This is a genomic window from Porphyromonas loveana (assembly GCF_003096695.1).
In the GTDB taxonomy this organism is placed as follows: domain Bacteria; phylum Bacteroidota; class Bacteroidia; order Bacteroidales; family Porphyromonadaceae; genus Porphyromonas; species Porphyromonas loveana.
In genome coordinates this window covers 1-20,863 of the sequence record NZ_QEKY01000023.1, presented here as the reverse complement: position 1 = coordinate 20,863, position 20,863 = coordinate 1, and the positions used below count along the sequence as shown (strand labels likewise).

Annotated in this window: 16 protein-coding genes and 2 pseudogenes; 11 read left to right on the top strand and 7 right to left on the bottom strand. The window is 53.3% G+C overall.

Translation table 11 applies throughout. The features are described 5' to 3' along the window. The 3 genes and pseudogenes from C7382_RS10360 to C7382_RS09545 form a co-directional block, all read left to right on the top strand. Positions 1-171, top strand: a pseudogene (locus tag C7382_RS10360) (peptidase); the annotation flags it as partial. A 279-nt stretch (positions 172-450) separates the two neighbouring features. Then, positions 451-2,550, top strand: coding sequence for a choice-of-anchor J domain-containing protein (locus tag C7382_RS09550; RefSeq protein ID WP_165815152.1), 2,100 nt, complete (start codon positions 451-453; stop codon positions 2,548-2,550). Then, a complete protein-coding gene (locus C7382_RS09545; RefSeq protein WP_116680048.1) occupies positions 2,454-2,888 on the top strand; it encodes a T9SS type A sorting domain-containing protein in 435 nt (144 codons plus the stop codon). The genes C7382_RS09550 and C7382_RS09545 overlap by 97 nt, the downstream gene beginning before the upstream one ends. 178 nt (positions 2,889-3,066) lie before the next feature. Here the strand turns inward: C7382_RS09545 and C7382_RS09540 are convergent, their stop codons facing one another. Continuing rightward, positions 3,067-3,936 carry a fibronectin type III domain-containing protein gene (locus tag C7382_RS09540; protein WP_116680047.1) on the bottom strand — a complete coding sequence of 290 codons (870 nt, stop codon included), beginning with the start codon at positions 3,934-3,936 and terminating at the stop codon, positions 3,067-3,069. Between the two features lie 727 nt (positions 3,937-4,663). Between C7382_RS09540 and C7382_RS09535 the strand changes: the two genes are divergently transcribed. From C7382_RS09535 to C7382_RS09525, 3 genes are all read left to right on the top strand, one after another. Next, on the top strand, positions 4,664-5,644 hold the full coding sequence (locus C7382_RS09535; protein ID WP_116680046.1) for a dihydroorotate dehydrogenase-like protein: 981 nt from the start codon (positions 4,664-4,666) through the stop codon (positions 5,642-5,644). A 56-nt stretch (positions 5,645-5,700) separates the two neighbouring features. After that, positions 5,701-6,372 (top strand): OmpA family protein, encoded by a 672-nt coding sequence (locus tag C7382_RS09530; RefSeq protein ID WP_116680045.1) that lies wholly within the window; start codon positions 5,701-5,703, stop codon positions 6,370-6,372. Positions 6,373-6,547: 175 nt separating this feature from the next. Continuing rightward, positions 6,548-8,422, top strand: a complete 1,875-nt coding sequence (locus tag C7382_RS09525) for a hypothetical protein (protein WP_116680044.1) — start codon at positions 6,548-6,550, stop codon at positions 8,420-8,422. Positions 8,423-8,424: 2 nt separating this feature from the next. On the opposite strand, the gene C7382_RS09520 is transcribed toward C7382_RS09525, so the two are convergent. The 4 genes from C7382_RS09520 to C7382_RS09505 all read right to left on the bottom strand — a co-directional run bounded on the left by C7382_RS09520 (position 8,425) and on the right by C7382_RS09505 (position 12,106). Then, positions 8,425-9,045: an IMPACT family protein gene (locus C7382_RS09520; protein ID WP_116680043.1), complete on the bottom strand. Its 621-nt coding sequence runs from the start codon at positions 9,043-9,045 to the stop codon at positions 8,425-8,427. A gap of 4 nt (positions 9,046-9,049) precedes the next feature. Continuing rightward, on the bottom strand, positions 9,050-9,598 hold the full coding sequence (locus C7382_RS09515) for a DUF4924 family protein (protein WP_116680042.1): 549 nt from the start codon (positions 9,596-9,598) through the stop codon (positions 9,050-9,052). 121 nt (positions 9,599-9,719) lie between these two features. Further along, positions 9,720-10,994 carry a DUF2851 family protein gene (locus C7382_RS09510; protein ID WP_116680041.1) on the bottom strand — a complete coding sequence of 425 codons (1,275 nt, stop codon included), beginning with the start codon at positions 10,992-10,994 and terminating at the stop codon, positions 9,720-9,722. Between the two features lie 26 nt (positions 10,995-11,020). Further along, positions 11,021-12,106 (bottom strand): mannose-1-phosphate guanylyltransferase, encoded by a 1,086-nt coding sequence (locus tag C7382_RS09505; protein WP_116680040.1) that lies wholly within the window; start codon positions 12,104-12,106, stop codon positions 11,021-11,023. Positions 12,107-12,411: 305 nt separating this feature from the next. Here C7382_RS09505 and C7382_RS09500 point away from each other — a divergent pair, with 305 nt between their 5' ends. From C7382_RS09500 to C7382_RS09480, 5 genes are all read left to right on the top strand, one after another. Beyond that, positions 12,412-13,929, top strand: coding sequence for a right-handed parallel beta-helix repeat-containing protein (locus C7382_RS09500; protein ID WP_116680039.1), 1,518 nt, complete (start codon positions 12,412-12,414; stop codon positions 13,927-13,929). A 422-nt stretch (positions 13,930-14,351) separates the two neighbouring features. Then, a complete protein-coding gene (gene ruvX / locus C7382_RS09495) occupies positions 14,352-14,768 on the top strand; it encodes a Holliday junction resolvase RuvX (protein WP_116680038.1) in 417 nt (138 codons plus the stop codon). Positions 14,769-14,872: 104 nt separating this feature from the next. After that, positions 14,873-15,442 (top strand): peptide deformylase, encoded by a 570-nt coding sequence (gene def / locus C7382_RS09490; protein WP_116680037.1) that lies wholly within the window; start codon positions 14,873-14,875, stop codon positions 15,440-15,442. A 30-nt stretch (positions 15,443-15,472) separates the two neighbouring features. Further along, entirely contained in the window at positions 15,473-17,569 is a 2,097-nt protein-coding gene (locus tag C7382_RS09485) for a tetratricopeptide repeat protein (RefSeq protein WP_243405706.1), read from the top strand. After that, on the top strand, positions 17,566-19,518 hold the full coding sequence (locus C7382_RS09480; protein WP_116680036.1) for an ABC-F family ATP-binding cassette domain-containing protein: 1,953 nt from the start codon (positions 17,566-17,568) through the stop codon (positions 19,516-19,518). The genes C7382_RS09485 and C7382_RS09480 overlap by 4 nt, the downstream gene beginning before the upstream one ends. 45 nt (positions 19,519-19,563) lie before the next feature. On the opposite strand, the gene C7382_RS09475 is transcribed toward C7382_RS09480, so the two are convergent. Together C7382_RS09475 and C7382_RS09470 are read right to left on the bottom strand one after the other, a co-directional pair. Next, positions 19,564-20,235, bottom strand: a complete 672-nt coding sequence (locus tag C7382_RS09475) for a porin family protein (RefSeq protein ID WP_116680035.1) — start codon at positions 20,233-20,235, stop codon at positions 19,564-19,566. Between the two features lie 30 nt (positions 20,236-20,265). Further along, positions 20,266-20,863, bottom strand: a pseudogene (locus C7382_RS09470) (amino acid ABC transporter substrate-binding protein); the annotation flags it as partial.

The window sequence follows — 20,863 nt, the reverse complement described above, 5'->3', positions numbered from 1 at the left end:
GGCAAGACTATCACGGTAACGTGTGAAGGCACAGCCATGATCTACGACATGACGGGTCGCCGTCTGGCCTCCGGTCGCAACACGGTGGTTTACACTGCACAGGGCGGCTTCTATGCAGCCATGATCGTAGTAGACGGCAAGTCTTACGTAGAGAAGCTGGCTATCAAGTAATATCGTAATAGGTATTTCGATGTCGGAGACATAGCTCTCCGAGGTCGAAGACCACACAACCAATCGGGTCGCCCGGCTCCACATACAGAGTGGAGTCGGGCGACTCTCTTTTTGAGGGGAGAGGGGTTGTGCGAGTGGGCTGGTCGGAGTAATACGAGAGAACTGAATTATCGGAGAAATTTGGTGCATGATAGGTCGCATTTGCTTATTTTTAGGTCAAGAAACTAAGATATCGCGTTACGAATGATAAATCATGATATACGAAAAGGTGTGAAAAAAATGACTTTTTTACTCTCTCTGATCTTCTTGCTCGCAGGAATTGGAGAGGGGCAGACGGCCATTGCTCAAAAGGCGATAGGGCAAGCGGATTTGAATCCCGTGCAGAATCTGACATGGGTGATAGACGGAGACAAAATCATCTTGAGTTGGAATCCTCCGGCAAAAAACGTGGTGGCAGATCGGTCCTGGTCCAAGGATAAAAACGAAACGGTCCTCCTCTTGCAAAATCTTGAATCAACGCAGACCGGTGCCGTCCCGAGCGGTTGGACAGTGCTTGATGTTGACGGAGACGGCAAGACGTGGAGAACGAAGTCGGATGAGCAGACACAGTGGATAACACCCCATAGCGGACATAAAGTATTAGCCTCTTTTTCGTGGGACGGAGCTCCTTTGACGCCCGACAATTACTTGATATCTCCCGATGTGACAGGAGCAACGAAAGTAAAGTACTACTATGCCGTCAATAAAAGTTTCGCCGCCGAGCACTATGTTGTCATGGCTTCTTCGACGGGGACGGATATAAGTGATTTCTCCGTTGTCTTCGAAGAGACGCCGACTGCCTCCCAAAAAGGCGGCGAGCGTCGCGCTGGTAATGCTTCCGAGGGACCTTCCAAGGAACAGAGCGAGTGGATAGAGCGGATAGTAACTCTACCCTTGGGGACGAAATACGTTGCCTTCCGTCACAATGCAACAGAGACTAATAATTACATCTTATTGGATGATATTTCTTTCTTGGCTGGTGAAGTCTCCGAATACACCTATACCGTCTATCGTAATGGCGTGCAATTGGCCAGCGGCCTCTATACGTCCACCTATGAGGACAGTGGTTTGGCCAACGGCACCTACAACTATTGTGTCCAAGTGCAGTATGCTGCCGGCCTGTCGCCTCTGGTCTGCGAAGAGGTGCCGCTCTATCCGATTTTTCCTCCCGTTGCTCAATTCGATGCCTCGGCAGAGGGTTATGTGGTCAATCTCACATGGACACCGCCGACCGATACAGATACGAAAGAGTCCGGCGACAGCTGCACATATACGCTCTACCGTGACGGGCTGAAGATTGCCGAAGGGCTGGCAGCCAACTCTTTTCAGGAGGAACGTACTAACGGTACGTATAATTACTGTATCGAAGTGCAGTATGCGGCGGGTACCTCGGCGCAGAAATGCGATGCAGTGACCGTCAACCATCTCCCGCCGGTGGAGAACCTTAAAGGTTGGGCCGAGGGCAATACCGTTATTCTCCGCTGGGAACCTCCCCAGACAGTCTTCGCTCCGGACGATGTGGTGCTCAATGCCACCTTCGATGAGGGGCTCCCTGCCGACTGGACAGCTGTAGATGCCGACGGCGACGGGTATGGATGGCAGGAAAATCTCTCTTACGGGCATACGGTCGGATGCATGACTTCGGCTTCATATCTGAGCGGTGTCGGAGCACTGACACCTGACAACTACCTGATTACGCCCGCTCTTGCCCTGTCACAGGGTGGTCGCTTGGAGTATTGGGTGAGCACACAACACACTGCTCATCCCTATGAACACTATGCCGTTTACGCTTCGACTACTGGGAATGCGCCCTCCGACTTCACGATTCTTCTGCATGAAGAGCTCCTCACTTCCAAGAAGGATGGCGTGGATGAGGCAGTAGCGGATAGAACGCAGGGCGCATGGCTCCGGCGAATACTTCAGCTGCCCGCAGGGACGAAATACATTGCTTTTCGCCATTTCGACTGCACCGATATGTACCGCTTCAATGTAGATGACGTCAGGGTAGTCAAGGAAAATAATTCGCTTCCTCCATACACTTATACTGTTTACCGTGACGGGAGCATTGTCGCCGAGGGACTGACGGCAACAACCTATTCGGAAGAGCCGCCCTCGCTTCGAATGATTACTGTGTGGAGGTCGTGTATCCGTCAGGCGGTGTGTCTCTCAAGAAATGTGTTTCTTTCAACTTCGATGTCTTTCCGCCTGCATCCGAGTTTACGGCTACTCAGCCTGCAGGAACGATGGACGCCATCCTCACATGGAAAGCTCCCGAAGGTGGTCTCACCCCGTTCACCTATACGCTCTATCGTAACGGTGAAGAGATTGCTTCTCAAGTGACCGAAACGACCTATTGTGACGCCGATCTGGCCGTAGGGTCCTATACTTTCGGGTTGAAGGTGGTCTATTCTTATGCCGATTCGGAGACGGTGACGACGCATCTGAGCATTACCTCTCTTGGAGATGTGACCGCCCCGAGACCTTATTCCCTCGCTGTTATCGGCAGTACGATCAGTATCTGCGGAGGCGATTCGATAGCGCTTTTCGATCTGAATGGACGTTGTCTGGCCATCAGTAGCGGTGGTGGCGCTGTGGACTATGTTGTCCCGTCAGGAGCTTACACGGTACGCATCGAAGTAGATGGTCAGGTCTATGTGGAGAAAGTGATCGTCAAGTAGCGATCTTTCTACCGGATTGCAACGAATGAGGCAACATCGGACTTGTCCGATGCTGCCTCTTGTTTTTATTTTAGAGTACTGGTAAATAAACCATTCTCTTAGGAATAAGAAAAAGGCGTGCCAAAATTTTCATTCTGACACGCCCCTTCTCTAATTCGAAGAGAAGCTATTGGTTTCTTTATCTCATCTGTACTTTCGATACATGCGACTTGGTGCCGGTGTCGAAGTGTACCGCGTAGGTTCCTGTGCGGGCTGTGTACTCCAGACGATTGACAGCCTTGGCTATCGTGCGTCCACCCATGTCGTAGAGCGTGATGGTACCTTCTGTCTCGGCTATGATCTTCTTGCCTTCCACGCGCAGCGTGTAGGGGAGCTGGTCTGCTACGTTCTCCAGAGAGGTATAGTTCACCGTTACGGTTACAGCCACCTTGGGCGATACGCCGTCGGCGTACTGTACTTCCACTTCGTAGGTGTATGTGCCGTTGGCCACACCTGTCTCCACGTATTGCGTTGCGGTCGTATTGCCGATCTTGGTTCCGTTCTTATAGACGTTGTAGCTCACGGCCTTGTCTTCTGTGGCCTTCTCGGTCACGCCGTCCCAGTCGAGGCTGACCTCGTCGTTGGAGGCCGTTCCGGTCAGATTGGTCACTGGCTTGAAATCTTTCATCTCGATATCCACACACACTCTGTCCGATTCGCCTTCGGTGTACTGTACTGTTACGCAGTATTCGTGTTGGCCGGGGTCAACTCCCTCGTCTATGTAGGTGGGGTCCGTGAGTCCCGAAGCGATGACCTCGCCGTCGCGATAGACGGTGTAGGTGTAGGAGCGTGCAGGCAGTTCTTCGGCGATAGCTTCGGCGACGGTTGCTTCTTCAGTCACATCGGCTATTGTCTCCTCCTCTAAATTGAGGGACGGTATGGCAAGCTCTACGGACTCAGCTTCGTCGGGTAGGGTCGTTTCTTGTGCTGTCGCCTGCAGTGGATAAAAGAGCATGGGCACAGTCAGCCAAAGCAGAGCGCAGATCGTTTTGAAGTAGTTCTGTTTCATCGTAATAACTCTTTTAGATGGATATTCCTGTTTTTAGCACCTCCACATAAGAGAGGATTACACAAAGATAAAATTTATTTCAATCGGTTTGTTGTCCTTGGCAGAGAGCGGGTGGAGATGATCGGGCATAGCGTATCGCTTTTTTTCTCTTGAATATGGGGAAGTCAAGGAGTGTTACCCTTTTTAACTCTCTGCGGTTTGTTGAAGAGTATTGGACAAGGGCTTCGAATCTATGGGCTGAAATCTCATAGAATATGGCGCATAGATTCTGAAGAAACACGCGCCAAAACTTTTTCGAATTGGCGCCAAATTTTTCTTGAAACGGCGCCAAAACAATTTAGAAAAGGCGCGTGTTTTCTGAGCATTAGACCCCAGAGCGAAATTATAATACATCTGCACACTTTTTTACATGAGTGTAGTCGTTTTTCAGAGCGAGGGCCGATGTGTGATGATCTTGGCGTATGTGCAGCGACATAGGGGGATATAACGGAAGCCCTTAGTGCGTGTGTGTGCGAGAAATGCGGGCAAATAGTCTCGCAGCGTGAAATAAATTATATCTTTGCCTAAAGAATAGTTATAACTTAGTATAGTGCAAATAGTAGAGGTCTTCTCCCACGGGCTTGTACCTCGTGCCTGTCTCTCGGAGGCTACATATATCGCCTGCCGATCGGAGGTGGATAGGGTGCGGAAAAGGGCTTCGGGAGTCTCTCGCAATTCTTAAACAAATATGATCGATTTGACTACCGAGTACGCCGGTCTGCGACTCAAAAATCCTATCGTTGTTGCAAGTTCCGGTCTTACCCGTAACCTCAGAACCATCAAAGAACTCGAAGCTGCGGGCGCTGCTGCCGTAGTATTGAAGTCTCTCTTCGAGGAGCAGATCGAGGCCGAGATGTCTCAGATCATGTCTCCCACGGACTATCCTGAGGCAGCGGACTACATCAATGCTTATGTACAGAGCAACGAAATCTCCAAGCATCTTGACTTCCTCCGCGAAGTGAAGCAGGAGGTTTCCATCCCCGTTATTGCCAGCATCAACTGCTTCCGCTCCGATTCGTGGGTGGACTTTGCCAAGCAGTTCGAGGATGCCGGTGCCAATGCACTCGAGATCAACGTGATGCGTCTGGACACGGACCTCTTTTATGATGCCAACAAGACCGAGCAGATGTATGTGAATATCGTCAGCTCACTCGTTCGCGCAGTGAAGATCCCCGTGACGGTGAAGCTGTCCAAGGCTTTCTCCAACATCCCTTCTATCGTGGACAAGTTGCGTGCTGCCGGTGCTAAGGGCGTAGTGCTCTTCAACCGTTCCTACCAACCCGATATTGACATCGAGAAGGTGCAAATGGTGGCCGGTAATGTCTTTTCCCATGCCGGTGAAATATCCGATACGATCCGTTATGCCGGTATCGTAAGTGCTCTCGTGCCAGGGATCTCTATTGCTTCATCCACTGGTGTGCACGATGCAGCCGGTGTGATCAAGTGTATTTTGGCCGGTGCACATGCTACTCAGATGTGTACGGCTCTCTACAAAGAAGGCCCCGGCTTCGTTGCTGAGACGCTGGCAGCCGTGGAAGGTTGGATGGATCGCAAGGGCTATCGCTCCGTAAGTGAATTCCGCGGCTATCTCAGTGCAGGAGGTATCAAGTCGGCTACGATGTATGAACGTATGCAGTTCATGAAGTATTTTTCCAACAAAGAGAATTAATATACTCTCTGCTTTGTGTGTCCAAAGCGGTATTACTAATAGAAAACAAGAAAAAAATGAAGAAGTCGAGTATGATTGCTACTGCTCTGGCAGTGGCGGTAGCGTTCGCAGGTTGCGGACTTAACAATACGGCCAAAGGTGGTCTCATCGGAGCAGGCGCAGGTGCTGCTATTGGTGCCGGTATCGGCAAGGTAGCCGGCAATACGGCTGTGGGTGCCATCATCGGTACTGCCGTTGGCGGTACTGCCGGTGCACTCATCGGAAAGAAGATGGACAAGCAGAAGAAGGAGCTGGAAGCAGCTTTACCTGATGCTTCGATCCAGACGGTGAATGATGGCGAGGCTATTCTCGTTACTTTCGACAGCGGTATCCTCTTCGCCACTAACTCTAGCACGCTCAACGCCGGTTCCCGTTCGGCTTTGGCCAAGTTTGCAGCCAACATGAACAAGAATCTGGACACGGACATTCGCATCATCGGCCACACGGACAATACCGGATCGGACAAGATCAATGACCCGCTTTCAGAGAGGCGTGCCCAAAGTGTGTACTCTTACCTCAATTCACAAGGTGTGAGTGCAGCGCGCATGACGTCCGAAGGTCGTGGCAGTCATGAACCCATTGCCGACAATAGTACGCAAGCCGGACGTGCGGCCAACCGTCGGGTAGAAGTGTACATCCTGCCGAATGCCAAGATGATCGAACAAGCTCAGAGCGGTACGCTGAAGTAAGCTGCCATTTCTTAGTCCCTCATAACGAAGAGCCTGCGACCCAGAACCCTGTGCGGTTGGTAGCAGGCTCTTCTTCTTTTTGCCTCCATATCGGATCAGAAAAGAGGAGAGAAGTACCGAACTAAGTGATATTTCTGCATATTTGCAGAGCCTACAATTATAAACATACTGCCCCATGACACGATACCGATATGCATTAGCTTTATTCTTTGTCCTCTGGACTGCTTCTGCTCTATGCGCTCAGAAGCCTGCCAAGCGCGTTATCGCCGAGCGTGCTGCCACGGACTTTCCGCTCTGTTATTACCCACAGACCACATCTACAGCGGCTACTGCTGCGTGGGTGGATCAGACGGGAGAGCTGTGTATGCTCACGGGGTTCGATTCCTCGGTGCTCAATCTGCTTGCAGGCGATGAGTTGGTGGGCATTCGTTTCCTCGCTCAGCCTATCACGAATAAGCAGGCTACAGTAGTCGTGCGCAGAGGGCGTTATGATGCTGCCGACCTCATTGCCAAACCTTGTGTGCTGCCATCAGGTGCAGGCGCAGAGTGGGTGGAGGTAATGTTGGACGAGCCCATTCTCATCGAACGGGATGTTCCTTTGTTCGTCGGTGCTCTGTTGCAGGTAAGCAATGCCACACCGCAGGACCAGACACCGCTCTCTTGTCATCCGTCGGCTCCGCCCGTCGTGGGCACTTCTTTAGTGCGCTATCCCAATGGCGAGTGGGTGGATATGGGGCAGCGTTCGCATGGCCCGCTACTCATTCAGGCCATCGTGCGCGTAGAGGAGTCGGATAAGCTACGCCATCTGCTCGTGTGTCACAGTGTACGTCAGCCCCGTGGCTATGCGTGGGAGGGCGGGACGACGCTCTTCATGCGACTGATGAATCTCGGCTCGGAGCCTATCTTACAGGCAGGCTATACGGTGAAGATCAACGATGTGTCCGGTGCAGAGCAACCTTTGGCTTTGAATATCGCGGCGGGCTCTACTACAACGGAGGTTGAGATCCCTGTGGAGTCAACGGTTGTGGGTGCCAATGAGATCCGTATCGGCATGGTTTCCGCCGATGGTTACGCCCTGCCGTCCGCCGATCGGAGCGTTTACTTCGATCGGCCCGACCCTGCGCTGGGCAATTGGGACAAGCATTTGTTGCTGGAGTGCATGAGTGCGGAGTGGTGTGTACTCTGTCCGGATGCCAAAGCCCGACTGTTTGAGGGTATCAGCCTCCTGAATGCAGTCGTGCAGGAGCGCATCCATCCTGTTTTTATCCACCCCAAGGATGAACTCACGGCCGTATATCCCGATCCGCTTCGTGCCTTCGAGGCCTTGTCTCAACCGCTCGGGATCATCGGTCTGCCTGTGGTGGTGGCCGATCGTAATTATAATGGTGTGATGCATCAGACGGCTTGGGCTCCTCCTGCGCCCGATGTGGTGCAGGAAGTCTTGGAGTCGGAGTATGGCAATGGGCGCGCGCCGGCTAACATTAGGCTGTCAGTGTCGTCAGGCACTGCCTATCGAGTGGATTTCTCCGGCGAGGTCAATAAGCTCTATGCAGGTCGCAAGCTCCGTGTCACGGGCTATTTCATGAAGGAGACTATGCCCTCCGTCGGTTCGCAACAAGGGGCGGGAGAGGACTATCAACACAAGCATACGCTTTTGCTCCTGCTCACCGATCCGCTGGGAGAGGAGGTGACCGTCGCAGAGGATGGCAGCTTCGTCTTGTCTAAGGAGTTTGTTTTGGATGGTATTACACCCGAGAACACCGAGCTGGTAGGGGTGCTGCATTATCCGTTGGACGGTCAGCTTTCGACGCTTAACACCAGTCGGGTGTCGCTCCAAGCTGCCTTACCGATCGGAGAAGTGACGCCGCAGCCCAAAGGTTTCTTTCGAGTAATGAACGGAACTATCGTCACGGATCTGTCGGGGATGGTCGAGGTCTTTGCAACAGATGGCCGTCGGGTGCTCAACTGCAACCTGCCTGCCGGGCATTATATCGCTCGCGCGTTCGTAGATGGACGTGCGGTGCTGGGTAAGGTTTTAGTGCAAGAATAGGGCTAAGTCTCGGGAGTCTCGTCCTCTTCAGCGAGGGCAACGCCGTAGATGGCGCTCAGGCGTTGGCGCAGGATGGCGGCATCGGTTCCGCGGAGACTCACCGTGAGCCGACAACTCTCGGCGAAGTCTTGCATCCGAATGGCTGCGCCCGCTTCTTTGACCATCCGCATCACGTCTCCGAGCAGGGGGTATCCGAAAGTTATTGTCAGCTCCTCGTAAAGAATTTTTTCCTTCTGTTCTGCCGCTTCGAGGGCTTCTCGAGCTGCTTCACGATAGGCAACGATGAGTCCGCTTGTCCCCAGTTTGACACCGCCGAAGTAGCGTACCACGGCAACAAATACCTGAGTAAGCCCGAGAGATGTAATCTGTCCCAATATGGGCTTGCCTGCAGTTCCCGAAGGTTCGCCGTCATCGTTGGAGCGCGTGCGCTCACCTTTGGCCCCGAGCTTATATGCCCAGCAGACGTGACGTGCGTCGAAATACTTGCGTCGCAGCTCCGCTACGTGTGAGAGAGCTTCCTCTTCCGATGTCACGGGGAAGGCAAATGCCAGAAAACGGCTGCGCTTTTCTGTGTATTGTGCTTCGGCTGGAGCCGCTATCGTCAGGTAGGAATCTTCGGTCATGGTCTCAGAGCGGGTAATCGTCTGCGGTTTGGTCGGCGTGCTGATGCTTCTCCGACAGAACGGATAGGAGGGTACTCATCTGCTTGATGCTCCGGACTGTTTCTTCGCTCACCTCCTTCTTTTGCAGTCGCAGTGTCAAAAGACCATAAATAGCAGTCAGACAGGTTTCGATCTCTCCCATATTGTTGCCGTCGCTCTTCGTGCGCAACTGTACGATTGCGGGTAGTACTTGGTAGTAAAGCCCCTGATAAATCATCTCTTTGGGGTCGGCCACCAGCCGAGCATGAGTCTCTTCCATTTGCATCATGGCGATGCGGACGATGTTGATATGTCCCTGTTGGCGCACACCTTCGGTCAGCATCATCTCCACAAGTTCCGCATACCAACGTTCTATCTCGGCCGTGATTTCCGGCGTCTGATTGTATTGGACAATCACGGTGGCGCGTAGCCGATCCATATCCAGCTCATTGGCGCGTATCAGATCCTCTATTTGCCACATATAGAGGACGTATTCGGCGATATTGGTACGTCGTTTTTCTCTTGCTATTATCATAGTCGTTTATTTCTTGATTCCCTGTCAAATGCGGAGGGCGCAGGCCGAAACGGTAGCGAAGTGGCCTAATTCAGCGTCTTCAAAGGTAATTATTCCCGATGAAGACGGTTTGCAGAAGCGATTAGCGAGCACTCAGACTGAGGAAGTGATAGCCCCATCGGCAGAAAAAACACTTACGTCGTTCACAGTATTCCCGGTACAGTTGGATGAGTGCCTGACTCTCCGATGCGTCTGTGGGGCGGAGACTTTCGCCGAAAGCTCGCACGAGTCTGTTGTTTTCCGGCTTGATGCCACGCAGGAAATCGATCGTTCGCTCGCGATAGTCCTCGGTCTCCTGCTGTCTCAGATAGGCGTAACGCAGTGGTGCTGCCACGTTGATGAGGAGAGCGTCGAGTGAAGATGCAGCCAAAGCTGCGGCAGAGAGATTTGCAGCAGACTTACCGAATCGGTAATGGGCAGCCCAGTATGGCGACACATCGGCGCGGAGCTTCTCAGCCAGTTCGGCCGCGGTGGACGTTTCTACGAGCGATGAAAAAAGAAATTCGCATCGATGGAGAATAGCTGCCAGCTGTCCCAGTCGCCGATGGATGAACGCAGCCGGCCGCGTTCGATGGAGGCGAAAGAGAAAAGCATCGAGAGGTTGCAAGTCGAACTTATGTCGCAAGAAAGCATATTCGGCGGCCAGACGCTGAGCATATTCGTCCTCCGGTGCTGCCAAAAGGCCTGCTTGTCCGAAGAGTAAGGCCTCTACCTGTAGGAGTAGGCTGCGGTGTTTGGCGATGAATGCGTAGGGCAAGCTGCGGGCGAGACGCTCAAGTGCATCGTTGTTCAGCCCGAATCCGAAGTGACGTGCCAACAGGATGTAGGCCGTAGCATTCCAATCCATGGCAGTGGAGGTGTAGAGTCTGTCCACTTCTGCTGCTTTGCGTTCCAAGCGCTCCACTACGAGCGCATCCATCCATGCGTGTGCCTCCAATGGACTAAGTTCGTGCAACCGTTCGCTACAGCCCGGCAACGTGGGGGCTTGTAGCATGAAGTGTGCACTTTCCCACACGCGACTATCCACCTGCATGGTGCATACAGGGATATGTTCGCCGCTCAAGCGGTGGGGGATGGGGCAGTCATCCGTCTCCACGACGTGCAAGACCACGTTGTCATAGGCGGGATCGAGGTGGTGTCCGTGGCGCAGCCAGTCCGATGAACGGCGGTGTATCTCCACATTGCCCGCCCACAAGAGGTTACCCACCCGCACCTTGGCGTTGAAGAAGTCGGGTCCGCTGTCTCTGTTGAGCATCCCCGGATCGATCACTTCCGGCTCTATAAACGAACTGCCCGCCCCATAACTCAGCGAGCTATAGAGGCGGTGCAGCCATACGTATTGGAGGAAACGCTCCACTTTCTTTTGTAGGAGACGATGAATTCTTAGTTGTACTCCTTGTCGTACTTGAGCGCTGCATCGGCCAGGAAGTGCTTGATGCGCTGTTCTTCTTCGGAGCGGCAGATCAGCAGGACGTTCTCGCTTTCGGCGATGATGCAGTCGCTTATGCCTTGTACGACGACGAGTTTGTCGGGATTGTCCGTCGTGACGATATTGCGTTCCGCTTCGTAGAAGAGGGCTCGCGTCTTGAGAGTTGCGTTGGCATCTTGGTCTTTGTCCGCCAATTCATAGAGCGAACCCCATGTGCCGAGGTCTGCCCAACCGAAGTCCACCGGCATGACAAGGACGTTATCGGCCTTCTCCATCACACCGAAGTCAATCGAGATGCTCGGGCAGTATGGGAATGCCTGTTCGATGAATGCCTGCTCTTGTGGCGTATTGTAGTTCGCCATCCCGCTTTCGAGCGCCGAAGTCACTTCGGGCAGATACTTGCGGAAGGCCTCAAGGATACTCCCCACATTCCAGACGAACATACCACTATTCCATAGGAACTCCCCGCTGGCGAGGAAGACAGCAGCCATTTCGGCATTCGGCTTCTCTGTAAATGTCTTCACACGTATGAAGTTGCCGACCTTCTCCTCAGCCATTTGGATGTAGCCGTATCCTGTCTCGGGACGAGAAGGACGGATGCCGAGCGTGACCAATTGCTCGTGGTCGGCCACAAACTCCAGCGCCTCCGATGCTGCACGTACGAACTCCTCTTCGCGCAGAATCAGGTGGTCCGATGGCGCTACTATGATGTTAGCTTTCGGATTGCGTGCAAAGATATGGTAGCTGGCGTAGGCGATACAGGGAGCCGTATTGCGGCGTGTGGGTTCGCATAGTATCTGATCTGCGCCGATCTCGGGCAGTTGCTCCTTCACCTTGGCGGCATAGCTTTCATTTGTGACGATCAAGATATTTTCCTCGGGGACAAATCGCTTGAAACGGTCGTAAGTCATTTGCAGGAGAGAACGTCCGGTTCCGAAGAAATCGAGGAACTGCTTGGGATGAGATTCGCGACTGAAAGGCCAAAAACGACTTCCGATTCCTCCGCCCATAATGACGCAATAATTGTCTTTTGCAGCCATATTTTTCTACTCTGTGGTTTATGATTGATTAGCTTTCTGGCAAAGCTACAGAAAATAATAACGTCATAGCTTACGACGCTTACTCCATCCCTCCGATAGCGAGTATTCGTGTTCAATAAGCATGTTATTGGACACTTTTTCAACCGACCTGCACGATAATTCTCTACTTTAGCGCCCGTAATTTTCAAAATGGGACCATTTTTCTTCCCATCTCGGTCTGCTTTTTGTCGCCGGTGGGGGAGAAGAAGTATGAAGACCGCATTGAATAGTACTATCTAATCACCCCAATAATAATCATAACAAGCATGAAAAGAATTTCATTCCTTGGCTGCATTATGAGCCTCTCGCTCTGCGCTGCCGCTTTCTTGACCCCTGCTGTCGGCCATGCACAGACAGCCCCCTCGCTCCCGATCGTTCAGGCCGATCGCGCACACAGTCGTTCCTCTCAGCAGATCGCTGACGAATGGGCAGCAGCCATGCCTCAGACCAAGTGGAGCTCTTATGCCGACACGGACTGGTACACAGCTGACGGTACTGAGTTTACGCTTACAGCTCCCGAGCAGTTTGCCGGTCTGGCCAAGCTTGTCAACAGTGGGAAAAACATGAAAGGTATTACCATCAAACTTGGAAAGAACGTCGATTTTGCTGCTCACCGCTTCGATGAGGTCATAGGCATGAATAATGACAATCCTTTCTCCGGCACATTTGACGGGGGGAATTATACCATTTCGGGCGTGAAGATTTTCGAGCCTAAAGGGGCTTTTGTCGGCTTTTTCGGTCAGACCAACGAAGCCGTCATCCGCAATACTGTTGTCCGCAATGCCACCGTCGTGGGTTCTAACACGGCAGGTGCTTTCGTGAGCAATGTGTACAACAAAGGTCTTGTGAGCAACTGCCACGCATATGACTGTCGTGTGGTAACAGCTCCGTTTGAAACCAGCTTTGGCGGCAGCTCTGCCGGCAGCGTAGTCGGAGCCATGGTCGACTTCTCCAAGATGGAGAACTGTTCTGCTACAGATATGGAGATATACTGTGTAGGACAGAGCGGAGCCTTCATTTCGCAGGCTTATAACCAATGTGAGGTGACCAATTGCTTCGTGGAGGACAGCAAACTCACTGCCGATGTTGGCCTGATCGGTGGCTTTGTAGGTGCCAATCTGGCTTTCTTCCCCGGCACGCAGTCCACATTTACCAACTGTTATGCCTTGGATGTTGACCTCGTTCTGTTCGATGCCGGCGAGCAGGCCATAGCAGGCGGATTCGTCGGTATGGCACAAGCCAACTTTACCGTCAAACATTGCTACGCATCTGTGGAAATCGAAGGAGGTGCGAGCACGGGAGCTTTCGCCGGTTTGACAGGTGGAGAGAGTGCCGTATGTATATATGAAGGCTGTTTCTACAATAGTGACAAGAATGGTGATATGCCCGGTGTGGGTGGTGGCGTCGAAGTAGCCACAATCGTAGGCATGCAGGAAATAGCTATGAGGACTGCCGAGATGGCTGCCACTCTCAACGGCGCGCAAAATCCCGCTCCTTGGAAATATGCTGCCGATGTGAATGATGGTTGGCCCTATCTTGGTGACAATGCTCCAGTGGTGACATCTGTACCAGCTACTATGGACGATGCTCTTCACATCACGGCCTCTCAAGGTCAGATCGTTGTCGCAGGCATGACCGCGGCGACAGACGTTCAGATCTATAACATGCAGGGCTACCGCATCTATGCCAATTCGACTGCCATGGCCGATCTTCGTATCGAAGTAGCTCCCGGTGTGTACGTGGTACGTGCCGGCCGCAGCATTGCCAAGGTGGCTGTTTACTAACAAACGGCAGGTTCTGTAGAGCCCTATCCGCATAATTACATAAGTGCAGCCCCGCACGAATTGGTTTGTCCGATGCAAACCGTTCGTGCGGGGCTGCTCTTTATTCCTGTGCAATGACAGACGACTTCTTCCGCTGCAATGATTGCCACTGTTTCTCTTGTGAAAAAAGGTGCAGAAGTGTTATGTTTTCTCTCCAGTGTGTGTTGCCGAAAAAACACACGCCAAAAAAGATTTATTTTGGCGCCATTTCGGGAAAAATTATGCGCCAAATCAATTTCGTTTTGGCGCGTGTTTCTCAGCCTTTTTGGCGCCGGATTTTGCGGGATTTCAGCCTGTGATTTTGAGAAATATGCTCCATGCCTCTTGCTGTATTCCGAGGCAGATAACGGGAAGTCCCTGTAGTATTAGTACTTTTGCCGGATATGGGACGTATTTTGGCTATAGACTACGGACGCAAGCGGACGGGCATTGCCGTTACCGATCCGCTTCGGATCATACCGGGAGGGCTCGCTACCGTACCCACGCATACGCTTCTGAACTTCCTCAAAGACTACGTAAGTCGTGAGCCGGTGGAGCGTTTCGTGCTGGGACTGCCCCGCCGGATGGACTATGAAGAGTCCGAGACGATGGCCCTTATCCGTCCTTTTGCCGTTAAACTTGCTCAGGTATTTCCCTCTATACCTATAACGTATGTGGACGAACGCTTCACCTCGCGTATGGCGCAGCGGGCGATCCTGGAAGCAGGGATTCCCAAGATGAAACGACGGGACAAAGCCTTGGTGGACGAGGTCAGTGCCGTTATCATCCTGCAGTCCTATCTGGACAATCCCGAGAGGTGAGCGGTGGCTTGCATCGTCGTGTGCCATGACGGAGACATGCCCTTGCGGCAAAGAGAAAAATGACAGAAATAATAACAGACTAATTACTACCCCGACATAGCATTATGTTCCTACCCGTATATCTATATGGCCACCCCGTGCTGAGAAAAGTGGCCGAAGACATCACACCGGATTACCCCAATCTCAAAGAGCTTATCGCCAATATGAAGGAGACTATGTACCACTCCGACGGCATTGGGCTGGCGGCTCCGCAGATAGGTCTTTCCATTCGTTTGCTCGTATTGGATGCCGACCCGATGAAGGAGGACTTTCCCGAGTGTGCGGGATTCCAACGTGTGATGATCAATGCTCACATAGAAGAAGAGAGCGAAGAGCAGTGCTCCGAATACGAAGGCTGCCTCAGTCTGCCGGCCATCCATGAGAAGGTGGTGCGCCCGACCGGCATCCGTATTCGCTACGTGGATGAGGACTTCCGTCCCCACGTGGAGGAGCTCAGCGGATTTGCAGCTCGCGTGGTGCAGCACGAGTATGACCACATAGACGGGAAGCTCTTCATCGACCACATAGCTCCCATACGCAAACAACTCATCAAGGGCAAGCTACAGAATATCATCAAAGGCAAGGTGCGCACCTCGTACCGTGTAGTGGCGGCTCCCGCGACCAAAGGACGATAGTCCCGCGAGTACAAAACAGTTTTCTCCCTTATGATGACTACTAAGCGTATCCTCCTATTGCTCGTGTCGCTCCTCTCGGCAGTGGCTACGGTGCGCGCACAGATCGATGTCGATCGGGTGATCACGATCGGGCGCAACGCTCTCTACTTCAATGACTATGTGGTGAGCATCGGCTACTTCAACCAAGTGGTGGACTTGCGTCCGTGGATGGCGGAGCCTTACTTCTATCGGGGGATAGCCAAGATCAGTCTGGAGGATTATACCGGTGCGGAAGCCGATGCGACGGCCTGCCTGCAACGCAATGCACTCATCCCCAAGGCATACTTCCTGCGCGGTGTGGCACGACAGAATCTGGGCAAGATCGACTCGGCCATCATGGATTATCAGCGCGGTTTGGAGTTGACGCCGAACGACGAGGGGATGCTGGTCAATCTGGCTGGTACGCTCACCGACAGCAAGCGTTATGCCGAGGCGCGCAAGGGTGTGGCCGATCTGCTGCGTTTCTACCCCAAGAGTAAGCAGGCGCATCTCGCGCTCAGCGGTATAGAGCTGGGAGAGCAGGATACCACAGCAGCCATTCGGGAACTACAGCAGGTGCTACGGATGGATTCGTTATTTGCCCCTGCCTATTCGCAGATAGCCATGTTGCACTACAAGAATAAGCGTCATGGCGAGGCCATTACGGCTTTGGACAAGGCCATTGAGCTGGATCCGAACGAGCTGTCGAACTATATCAATCGTGGTGTGATCCGCTACCAGTCCAACGACTTGCGCGGTGCGATGGACGACTACAGCCATGTGGTGCGCGAGAAGCCCAACGACAAGTTGGCGCGCTTCAACCGCGGACTCCTCCGTTCTTATCTGGGCGACGTGAACAATGCGATCGAAGACTTCGACGTTGTGATCCGTCTGGAGCCTGAGAACTACCATGCAATCTACAACCGAGCAATCCTCTTGACGCAGATAAGTGAGAACAGCAAGGCAATAGCTGACTTCGACAAAGTGCTGGGGCATTACCCCGATTTTGTCGTGGGCTACTACGCTCGCTCGCGAGCTAAGAAGGCTGTGGGCGACAACCGCGGTGCCGAGCGGGACTACTGGCGTGCCTTTGACATAGAGCGTGCGGCACAAAACTCGTCCAAGAAGCATACTTCCAAAGGTTCATCACCTGCAGCGGGCAAGGAGACTCGCGAGGATGACGACGAGACCATTGAGAAGTTCAATCTCCTTGTCGTCTCAGAAAAATCCTCGGAACGCCGTACTCGTTACTCCAGTCGCATCCGTGGTCGCATCCAAGACAACGATGTGGAAGTGCAGCCCTCGCCCATGTTTGTGCTCAGCTACTACGAGCAGACGGGAGGCGACGAGGTGTCGCGTGTGTACTATTCGGAGGCGATCACCCGTCTGAACGAGCGTAAGCTCCTGCCCTTGCGTCTCCGTGTGGTCAATCGTGAGGTGGCTCTCAGCCAGGAACAGGTGGCATATCATGAGCAAGACATCATGGAAATATCCGAGAATGTGTCGGGAGACTCCGGTCTCAGCTTCCGTCGTGCGCTCAGCTATATGCTGGTACAGAATCTGGAACAGGCCATCATCGACTTCGATCGTGCCGTAGAGCTGGACGATCGTTTCGCATTGGCATATTTCGGACGGGCGATGGCGCGAGCCAAATTGGTCGAAGCGCGACAAGGCGCCTCGCTCATTCGTAAGGATGCTGAGACGGTGGGTACCGTGGCACGCGCATTGACGACGAGCCCGCGCACCAATGCGATGGGCGTATCCGTCGCATCCGATGCTGCCGAACGTCTGGCTACTGCCCCCGATGTGGACAATGAACTGGTAATCCGCGACCTGAATCGCACGATAGAGATAGATCCTACATTCGCCTATGCCTACTACAATCGTGCGGTTTTACTGGCCAAACGTGGTGAAGTGGACGCGGCTATTGCCGATTACGACCGTGCTCTCGGAGCCAATCCGGAGTTTGCCGATGCCTATTTCAACAGAGGTCTTCTCCTCCTTTCGCGCGGAAAAGCCAAGGAAGGGATCGCCGATCTGAGTCGAGCAGGTGAGTACGGTCTCTACAATGCATACAATATTATTAAGCGCATGAGCGCAAAACCATGATTTCTATTCACAATCTGACTGTCGATTTCGGCAGTCGTCTCCTTTTCGATCAAGTATCATTCGTCATCAATCGGCGCGACCGCATTGCCCTCGTGGGTAAGAACGGTGCCGGCAAGAGTACTCTGCTGAAGCTGATAGCAGGCCTCGAAGAGCCCACCTCGGGACATGTATCCCGTCCCAAAGACATACGCATCGGCTATCTCCCGCAGGTGATGCAGCTCAAGGACGGGAACACCGTGTATGAGGAAGTGGAGCAGGCATTCGATGATATTCGCCGGATAGAGGAAGAAGTGGCTCGCCTCACCGATGAGATGGCTGGTCGCACGGACTACGATTCGGAGGGCTATGCGCAGCTTATCGAGCATTATACCAATATGAGTGAGACCCTCGCACTCATGCAGCAGGGCAATTATCACGCAACGATCGAGCAGTCGTTGATCGGATTAGGCTTCGAACGGAAAGATTTCCGCCGCCCCACCTCGGATTTCAGCGGCGGATGGCGTATGCGCATTGAGCTGGCCAAGCTCCTATTGCAGCGTCCCGAAGTATTACTCCTTGACGAGCCGACCAATCACCTCGACATTGAATCCATCGGTTGGCTTGAGCAGTTTATCGCTTCCAATGCGGGGGCTGTGATTCTCGTCTCGCACGACAGGGCTTTCATTGACAATACGACTATCCGCACCATTGAGATCGAGTTGGGGCACATATATGACTATAAGACGAATTACAGTCACTACGTCAAGCTGCGCGAAGAGCGCCTGCAGCAACAACTCCGTGCCTATGAGAATCAGCAGAAGATGATCCGCGAGACGGAGGATTTCATCGAACGATTCCGATACAAAGCCACCAAATCGGTACAGGTGCAGAGCCGCATCAAACAACTGGAGAAGGTGGAACGCGTGGAGATTGACGAGCGCGACCGTTCGGCCTTTCACTTCCGCTTCATCCCCGCGCAGCCATCGGGCAGTTATCCCGTGACGATAGAAGGGCTCTCCAAGGCCTACGGCGACCACGTTGTCTTCTCTGATGCTACCTATACCATCGCCAGAGGAGAAAAAGTTGCGTTCGTGGGCAAGAACGGTGCCGGCAAGAGTACGATGGTCAAGTGTATCATGGGAGAGCTGACGGACTATACCGGCAAGCTCGCTCTGGGACATAATGTGGAGCTGGGTTACTTCGCCCAGAACGAAGCACAAGAGCTGCGTGGCGACCTGACGGTCTATGACACGATCGACCGTGAAGCCGTGGGCGACATCCGTCTGCGCCTCAACGATCTGCTGGGCGCCTTCCTTTTTGGCGGAGAAGCGTCGGAGAAGAAAGTAAGTGTGCTCAGTGGCGGCGAGCGTGCTCGCCTGGCGATTATCCGACTATTGCTCCAACCGGCCAATTTTCTCATCCTCGACGAGCCAACCAATCACCTCGATATGCGTTCGAAAGACGTCCTCAAGGAAGCCATTCGCAACTTCGAAGGGACGGTAATCGTTGTGTCGCACGACCGCGAGTTCCTTGATGGCTTGGTGACCAAGGTGTATGAGTTTGCTGACGGGCGGGTGAACGAGCATCTCGGCGGCATATACGACTATTTGCAGACGCGCCGCATGCAAACGCTTACCGAGCTGGAACGTAGTCGTCCCGAGGAGTCCAAATCATCCCGCGAGGCCGTTCCCGAGACGGAATCCAAGGCCGATTATCGCCGACAGAAGGAGAATGCCAAGCAGCTGCGCGCACTGGAGCGGGCAGTAACTGCCTGCGAAGAAAAGATAGAAGCCTTGGAGACGCAATTGCAATCCATCGAGCAGCAGTTGCAAGACCCGAAGAACGCCGCCGATACTGCCCTCTTCGAACAATATGCCGGCGTGAAGCAAGAACTCGAATCCGTCCTCGAAGAATGGGAATCGGCCTCGGAAGCCCTCTCCGAAGTGCAGGCTTCTTCCTCAGAGGCGTAGCCCCTTACATGATTATATACTGCCACCGAGAAGGAGATAAGAGCCTTAGAGTCGGAAGAGGTAGTTGATTTTGACGCAGAGCGTTAGGTTGGAAGATTTGCCATGGGGGTCTTGTTGTCGATTGTTCAGGAGGTCGTTGAATCCGTAGTATATGCGACCTTCCAGTTCGAAAGCCCCCATCCGACCCGCATCGAAGCCGCATCCGGGACCGCCGGCGAGTCCCCATTCCAATTTGCCATGCAGACTCTGCTCATATCGCCGCAGCTGCAATTCGGAGAAGACCGTTCCTTCCCGAACGGCTTTGTCCCTGATGATAATGCCGAACTGCGGTCCCAGATTGAGGAAAGCATATAGCTTGTTGTGCTTGATCTTCAAGTGAGTCAGTAGCGGGAGGGTCACACAGTCGAATGTTCGTCTGTAGGCATGTGCCGGCAGAGCGGCGAAGTTTTCTTCCCAACCGAGTCGCACGAAGCTCACTTCGGTTTGGAAACCGAGGAAAAGCGTCCCCGTCCTCTCTACATCGACCCGCAAGAGTGCGCCGCCCGAGGGGGCTATCAGTTGATTTTGCTCCACCGAAGGGCTGAAGAGTACCTTATTGGCAGAGAATCCGGCCGTCGCTCCCACGAGGACGGTTGGGAGCTGCTTGTCCGACTGAGCCGAGGCGCCCGAGGCGAGCGATGCCAGCAGCAGGATTAGAAAGCTTATACGCCGAATCATATGGCAGTAGGTATCGATTCTTCTCGTCGCTTAGCGCGTTACCGACGTGCGCTCTGTCGAGCCATCGGTACGCAGAGAGACGAAGAAGAGATTGAGGTTGATGCAGCCGTTGTCAGCCGTCAGTTCTCGGAACCGGAAGTCCGTCTGCAATCCCGTTGAGGGGAGCAAGGGCAGATTGTTCTTGAGGGAACGTCCATAGGATGCCAGAGCGCCGATAAAATAATTCGTGATGTCGTAGCCCAGGACGCTGTACTTGGGAAAACCACCAGAGACCTTATGGTTGTACCATGCGTAGTACTGCGTGAGGAACCGTTCGCTCTCGGGCAGTGCCGGATCGAAGAAGAACGAGGAGTAGAATGTGCTGCCGTACTTTCGCATCCGCGCCAGCTTGTCCTTGCCGAAGGACTGCCATTCGGGATAGCCGAAGAAGGTTATACGCTCGGGTTTGCCGTTACTGTCCGCCAGGGTGAGCAAGCGGTTGAGAAAACTCTCGCTCGTGACGCAGGGCATGATCACGATACGCGAGTCGGAGCGCAGCATCTTCACCAGCTCGCCCTGCCCTGTATCGGCAGCCAGTTTGGAGTAAGTTCGTCCCGCCTTGTCCATCTCCGCCATGATATAGGAGGCA

Bases quoted from the DNA above. Each gene is read 5' to 3' on its own strand.
- C7382_RS09525 (WP_116680044.1), top strand. From the start codon at position 6,548: ATGACACGATACCGATATGCATTAGCTTTATTCTTTGTCCTCTGGACT.
- C7382_RS09535 (WP_116680046.1), top strand. From the start codon at position 4,664: ATGATCGATTTGACTACCGAGTACGCCGGTCTGCGACTCAAAAATCCT.
- C7382_RS09480 (WP_116680036.1), top strand. From the start codon at position 17,566: ATGATTTCTATTCACAATCTGACTGTCGATTTCGGCAGTCGTCTCCTT.
- C7382_RS09500 (WP_116680039.1), top strand. From the start codon at position 12,412: ATGAAAAGAATTTCATTCCTTGGCTGCATTATGAGCCTCTCGCTCTGC.
- C7382_RS09540 (WP_116680047.1), bottom strand. From the start codon at position 3,936: ATGAAACAGAACTACTTCAAAACGATCTGCGCTCTGCTTTGGCTGACT.
- C7382_RS09550 (WP_165815152.1), top strand. From the start codon at position 451: ATGACTTTTTTACTCTCTCTGATCTTCTTGCTCGCAGGAATTGGAGAG.
- C7382_RS09475 (WP_116680035.1), bottom strand. From the start codon at position 20,235: ATGATTCGGCGTATAAGCTTTCTAATCCTGCTGCTGGCATCGCTCGCC.
- C7382_RS09505 (WP_116680040.1), bottom strand. From the start codon at position 12,106: ATGGCTGCAAAAGACAATTATTGCGTCATTATGGGCGGAGGAATCGGA.
- C7382_RS09520 (WP_116680043.1), bottom strand. From the start codon at position 9,045: ATGACCGAAGATTCCTACCTGACGATAGCGGCTCCAGCCGAAGCACAA.
- ruvX (WP_116680038.1), top strand. From the start codon at position 14,352: ATGGGACGTATTTTGGCTATAGACTACGGACGCAAGCGGACGGGCATT.
- def (WP_116680037.1), top strand. From the start codon at position 14,873: ATGTTCCTACCCGTATATCTATATGGCCACCCCGTGCTGAGAAAAGTG.
- C7382_RS09485 (WP_243405706.1), top strand. From the start codon at position 15,473: ATGATGACTACTAAGCGTATCCTCCTATTGCTCGTGTCGCTCCTCTCG.
- C7382_RS09530 (WP_116680045.1), top strand. From the start codon at position 5,701: ATGAAGAAGTCGAGTATGATTGCTACTGCTCTGGCAGTGGCGGTAGCG.
- C7382_RS09545 (WP_116680048.1), top strand. From the start codon at position 2,454: ATGGACGCCATCCTCACATGGAAAGCTCCCGAAGGTGGTCTCACCCCG.
- C7382_RS09515 (WP_116680042.1), bottom strand. From the start codon at position 9,598: ATGATAATAGCAAGAGAAAAACGACGTACCAATATCGCCGAATACGTC.